General features: G+C 68.5%; 6 protein-coding genes and 1 pseudogene. 3 read left to right on the top strand and 4 right to left on the bottom strand.

Features of this window, described 5'->3' with window-relative positions:
* Window positions 1-170 precede the first annotated feature (170 nt).
* Entirely contained in the window at window positions 171-467 is a 297-nt protein-coding gene (locus ACTWP6_RS29845) for a DUF503 domain-containing protein (protein ID WP_260753394.1), read from the top strand.
* Between the two features lie 23 nt (window positions 468-490).
* Here the strand turns inward: ACTWP6_RS29845 and ACTWP6_RS29840 are convergent, their stop codons facing one another.
* Window positions 491-1318 carry a tRNA (adenine-N1)-methyltransferase gene (locus ACTWP6_RS29840; RefSeq protein WP_260753395.1) on the bottom strand — a complete coding sequence of 276 codons (828 nt, stop codon included), beginning with the start codon at window positions 1316-1318 and terminating at the stop codon, window positions 491-493.
* A gap of 84 nt (window positions 1319-1402) precedes the next feature.
* On the opposite strand from ACTWP6_RS29840, the gene ACTWP6_RS29835 reads away from it, so the two are divergent.
* Window positions 1403-2287 (top strand): RecB family exonuclease, encoded by an 885-nt coding sequence (locus ACTWP6_RS29835; protein ID WP_260753397.1) that lies wholly within the window; start codon window positions 1403-1405, stop codon window positions 2285-2287.
* Window positions 2284-3093 (top strand): thioesterase family protein, encoded by an 810-nt coding sequence (locus tag ACTWP6_RS29830; protein ID WP_260753398.1) that lies wholly within the window; start codon window positions 2284-2286, stop codon window positions 3091-3093. The genes ACTWP6_RS29835 and ACTWP6_RS29830 overlap by 4 nt, the downstream gene beginning before the upstream one ends.
* Before the next feature lie 12 nt (window positions 3094-3105).
* Here the strand turns inward: ACTWP6_RS29830 and ACTWP6_RS29825 are convergent, their stop codons facing one another.
* The 3 genes and pseudogenes from ACTWP6_RS29825 to ACTWP6_RS29815 form a co-directional block, all read right to left on the bottom strand.
* Window positions 3106-4044, bottom strand: a complete 939-nt coding sequence (locus ACTWP6_RS29825) for a R2-like ligand-binding oxidase (protein ID WP_260758149.1) — start codon at window positions 4042-4044, stop codon at window positions 3106-3108.
* A 5-nt stretch (window positions 4045-4049) separates the two neighbouring features.
* Window positions 4050-4739: a TetR/AcrR family transcriptional regulator gene (locus ACTWP6_RS29820; protein ID WP_260753399.1), complete on the bottom strand. Its 690-nt coding sequence runs from the start codon at window positions 4737-4739 to the stop codon at window positions 4050-4052.
* Window positions 4740-4806: 67 nt separating this feature from the next.
* Window positions 4807-4931: pseudogene (locus tag ACTWP6_RS29815) on the bottom strand (IS630 family transposase); the annotation flags it as partial.

Below are 4931 nucleotides of genomic sequence, written 5' to 3'. Positions count from 1 at the left end.
ATTCCTTTGCTCGAGTGACTTTGACGGGTCTCTCGAAGAATCACGCGATGACCTTCAATCATTCGGCAACGACACGCCGGTACCGCTGATCAGGTCCGACTCGTACACCACTCTGCTGGACGCAACCCGCCGATCTGCTGCTGGCGCTCGACAATCCGCCGGGCTGAGCGATGTGGATCGGCTGGATCGAGTTCGACGTCCTGCTCGGTGATGTGCGCTCCCTCAAACAGAAGCGGTCGGTCATCCGGCCGGTGATCGCCGAACTGTCACGCAGATTCCCCGTCTCGGCCGCCGAGACCGGTGCGCAGGATCTGCACCGGCGCGCAGGTATCGGGATCGGCATGGTCGCGGCCGACCGGGCTCGTGTCGTGGAGGTGCTCGACGCCGCCGAGCGGCTGGTGGCCGCCCGGCCCGAGCTGGAGCTGCTGTCGGCCCGGCGCGGACTGCGCACCGGCGACGACGAGTAGGCCGAGTCGGTTCGCCGGTCGGCTCAGGTCAGCCGCTTCTTGCGCAGCGGGGTCGGCGCGATCGTCCCGGGCGCGAGCTTGCGGGCGCTGATCAGGAACGCGGTGTGCCCACGCATCGAGTGCTCCGGCCGCACCGCCAGCCCCACCACGTGCCAGCCGCGCTGCATGCTCTCCCACGCCCTCGGCTCGGTCCAGCACTGCTGCTCCCGCAGCGCCTCAACGGTCTTCGACAGCTGGGTGACCGTCGCGACATAGATCATCAGTACCCCGCCGGGGACGAGCGCGCTGCCGACCGCACCGAGCACCTCCCAGGGTGCGAGCATGTCCAGCACGACCCGGTCCACCTCGGGACCGTCGTAATCGGCGACGTCGGCGATCACCAGGTCCCAGTTGGGCGGTGTGGCACCGAAAAACGTCTCGACATTGCGTGCGGCGTGTTCGGCGTGGTCCTCGCGCATCTCGTAGGACGTCACGCGCCCCTCCGGCCCGACCGCCCGCAGCAACGAGCACGTCAGTGCGCCGGAGCCGGCGCCGGCTTCGAGCACCCGCGCGCCCGGGAAGATGTCGCCCTCGTGCACGATCTGCGCGGCGTCCTTGGGGTAGACCACCTGCGCCCCGCGCGGCATCGACATCACGTAGTCGACCAGAAGCGGCCGCAGCACCAGGAACTGGTCGCCGTTGGTGGACTTCACCACGCTGCCCTCGGGCAGCCCGATCACCTCGTCGAGCGAGATGATCCCGCGGTGGGTGTGGAACTCGCCGCCCGGCTTGAGCAGCATCGTGTAGCGCCTGCCTTTGGCGTCGGTGAGTTGGACACGATCACCTACGTCGAATGGGCCGGTTCTGCGCACAGCTGACCAGCCTGCCAGTAGACGCGCCGCGGTCGACGCCCGGGTTGCCGGGAAATGTCCGACCGCCGTCCTAGGCTCGATCCCATGAGTGAGCCGTCGAGACCGGTGCGCCGACCCGCCCTCTCGCCGTCGCGCGCCAGTGACTTCAAGCAGTGCCCGCTGCTGTACCGGTTCCGCGCCATCGACCGGCTGGCCGAGCCGTCGTCCGCCGCCCAGGTGCGCGGTTCGGTCGTCCACGCGGCGCTGGAAGACCTCTACCGTCTGCCGGCGGCCGACCGGGTGCCGGAGACGGCGGCGTCCCTGGTCGGTCCGGCGTGGGAGCGGGTACTCGCCGAGCACCCGGCGCTGGCCGCCGACATCGAACCCGGCCTGCGGGCCGAGCTCCTGGAGCAGGCGCGGGCGCTGTTGTCGGGCTACTACCGGCTGGAGGATCCCACCCGGTTCGACCCGCAGAGCTGTGAGCAGCGCGTCGAGGTCGAACTGGCCGACGGCACCTTGTTGCGCGGCTTCGTCGACCGCATCGACGTGGCGGCCACCGGTGAGGTGCGGGTCGTCGACTACAAGACCGGCAAGGCGCCGCCGGAGGCCCGCGCACTGGCCGAGTTCAAGGCGCTGTTCCAGATGAAGTTCTACGCCGTGGCGCTGTTGCGGTCCCGCGGTGTGCTGCCGACCCGGCTGCGGCTGCTGTACTTGGCCGACAGCCAGGTGCTGGACTACACGCCGGCTCTCGACGAGCTGGAGAGGTTCGAGAAGACCCTGATGGCGATCTGGCGGGCCATCCAGAACGCCGGCGCCACAGGCGATTTCCGGCCCAATCCGTCCAGGCTGTGCGACTGGTGTGCGCACCGCGCGCTCTGTCCCGCGTTCGGCGGCACTCCCCCACCGTATCCGGGATGGCCCGAGGTGCTCGACGAGACACTCGAGGACGGCGACCCGGACGCGGTGCTGCGCGCGGAGCCCGCCGCATGATCGACTGCCTGTTCCGCCGGCTGCCCGGCTCGGCACACGAGGATGGCGAGTACGCGGTCTTCGAGTCCACCGACGGCACCCGCAGCAACTGGGATCCGCAGATCCAGCACGGCTCGCCGCCGCTGGCGCTGCTGACCCGCGCCATCGAGGACCTCGCGGAGGGCACAGGGCTGCGGGTCGGCCGGCTCACGCTCGACATCCTCGGCGCCATCCCGGTCACCACCGTGCGCGTGCGGGCCTGGGTGGAACGCCCCGGCACTCGGATCTCGCTGATGGCCGCCGAGATGCTCGCCGACCGGCCCGACGGCACCCGACGGGCCGTGGCCCGGGTCACCGCCTGGCTTCTGGCCACCGGTGACACCGCCGAAGCCGCCACCGACCGGTACCCGCCGCTGGTCGAAGGCCGGGCCAGCGACGTCGCCCACGCCTGGGAGGGCGCACCGGGCTATCTGCAGACCGTGTCCTGGCGCAGGCAGCACACCCCGGAGGGCGCCGCGGCCGAGGCGTGGCTGTCTCCGCTTGTGCCGCTGATCGATTCGGAGCCGACCACGCCGCTGCAGCGGCTGGCGATGGTGGTCGATTCGGCCAATGGCATCGGCGCCGCACTCGACCCGCGTCGGTACCTGTTCATGAACACCGACACGGTGGTGCACCTGCACCGGCTGCCCGCCGGTGACGACTTCGCGCTGCGGGCGCGGGGTTCCATTGGCCCGGACGGCTTGGGCGTCACCACGGCCGAGATCTTCGACCGTGAAGGCTTCATCGGGACGTGCGCGCAGACGCTGCTGGTGCAGCGCCGCGACTGACCAGCCCGCCTGTCACGCCGAGCGCGCCAGGGCCGCCCGATCCTCGTCGGCGAAGGTGTCCTCCAGATGCAGCGGCGAGTAGTCCACGTCGATTTCGCCGAGCGGACGCCCCCGGGCACTGCTTATGGTGCCGAACCGGCGCATTCCCTTGTCGGTGGCGTACTGCTGCATGTCCTCCTTGTCGAGGTTGAACGGGACCTCGTCGTAGAGGTCGTAGGCGTCGTCGGTGTTGCGCAGCGCCAACGGGATCAGCTCGTTCATCCGTGACTCGAACACCGCCCAGTTGGCGTCGTCGGCGGCCACGTGCCGCCGGCAGGTGAAGGTACCCCACGCCATGTGGCGCCGTTCGTCGTCACCGATACGCCGCACCAATTCCTGCATGCCGGGAAGAATGTTGTTGTCCACGCAAATACGGTGCCACGCATAGTATCCCGTCAACGCCATCATGCCTTCGATGACGTGGTTGTAGGTCGCCGAGGCGCGTACCTGAGCAGCCGGGGACGGATCGGACATCAACGCGTCGAGCGATCGGGGCAGCTCCTCGTAGAAGATCGTGCGGTACGTGGGCAGGTCGTCGAGAAGCCCCTGCAGGTCGTCGGTCACGCCGACAGCATCGAGCCACAGGCGGAACACCTGGGTGTGTTTGGCCTCTTCGAACGCGAATTGGGTCAAGTACATCTCGTCGCCGAGCCGACCCTCGGCGCGCATCGCCGCCATGAACGGCTGGATATCCTGGGTGACCGCCTCCTCGCCGGCGATGAACTGCGCGCACAGTCGCGTGGCCCACTCGCGTTCCAGATCTGTCAGCGATTCCCAGTCGGCCCGGTCCCGGGAGAAGTCGATGTCGGCGGGATTCCAGAATTTGGCGTTGCCACCGGCGAACAGCTTGAGCGGCAGGCTGTTCCAGTTGAGGCCGCCCGCGGCCAGTGAATCCGACCGGGTCCGTGTCAGGTGAGTCATGGAACTGCTTCTCCTTCGGTGGTTGCGAACGGGAGGGGCACAGGGACGGCGGCGAAGGCCGCCGTCAACACGGTGACGTAGCGGCGCACGACCAGGGCCGGCTGCTCGGGCGAGAGTTCGTCGAGCCCGAGGACCGGGTCCATGCCGCGCACGTACGGCGCCAGGGCGAGGTGCGGCAGCAGCATCAGCAACAGCGACAGCAGGGTCTCGGTGTCCGCCTCGGCGCGTAGGTCACCGCGGCACTGCGCGTCGTGCACCAGTGGCCGCAACACCTCCAGATAGTGCCGGTGCACGACGGAACGCACACTGACACGTGCATCGGTGTCGACCTCGAAGCTCGCGGCGGCGTGCAATGCCCGATCGCGCGGATGTTCGGCGAAGTACGCGACCCAGACGTCGAGCAGGTCGGTGAGGAACTCGAAGAACGGGCGGGCGGGGTCCAGAAGGCGGATCTGCTCTTCCATGTGGCGGCGTACCCGCTGGCTGCCCACGTCGGTGATATGCGCGTAGAGGTCGCGCTTGTCCGCGAAGTATTGGAAGAGACTGCCTTTGGCGACCCCGGCTCGGCGCGCGATCACATTCAGGCTGCCGCCGGAGAATCCGTGCGCGGCGAACTCCGCCTCCGCGGCGGCGACCACCGCTGCGCGGCGATCCGCATTCAGACGAGACCACGTCACCGTCGGCATCGCGCCCTCCAAGGCTAGATGTGACCAGTGGTCATATTACTGTGACCCATGCCACAGTCAAGGGGGGCTAGTGTCCTGAGTCATTAATTCGGTTGCAGTAGTTGGCGATGCTTGCCAGGATCTGGTCGGCGGTCTTAGTCCAGACGTAAGGCTTGGGGTTGTCGTTCCAGGTGTCGATCCAGGCACGGATAT

This window comes from Mycobacterium sp. 4D054 (genome assembly GCF_052245755.1).
Taxonomy (GTDB): Bacteria; Actinomycetota; Actinomycetes; order Mycobacteriales; family Mycobacteriaceae; genus Mycobacterium.
Note: the sequence above shows the minus strand (reverse complement) of the source record. Positions and strands in the feature narration are given on the sequence as shown.

Coding starts and splice junctions, on each gene's coding strand:
- ACTWP6_RS29820 (WP_260753399.1), bottom strand. CDS start 4,739: ATGCCGACGGTGACGTGGTCTCGTCTGAATGCGGATCGCCGCGCAGCG.
- ACTWP6_RS29830 (WP_260753398.1), top strand. CDS start 2,284: ATGATCGACTGCCTGTTCCGCCGGCTGCCCGGCTCGGCACACGAGGAT.
- ACTWP6_RS29835 (WP_260753397.1), top strand. CDS start 1,403: ATGAGTGAGCCGTCGAGACCGGTGCGCCGACCCGCCCTCTCGCCGTCG.
- ACTWP6_RS29845 (WP_260753394.1), top strand. CDS start 171: ATGTGGATCGGCTGGATCGAGTTCGACGTCCTGCTCGGTGATGTGCGC.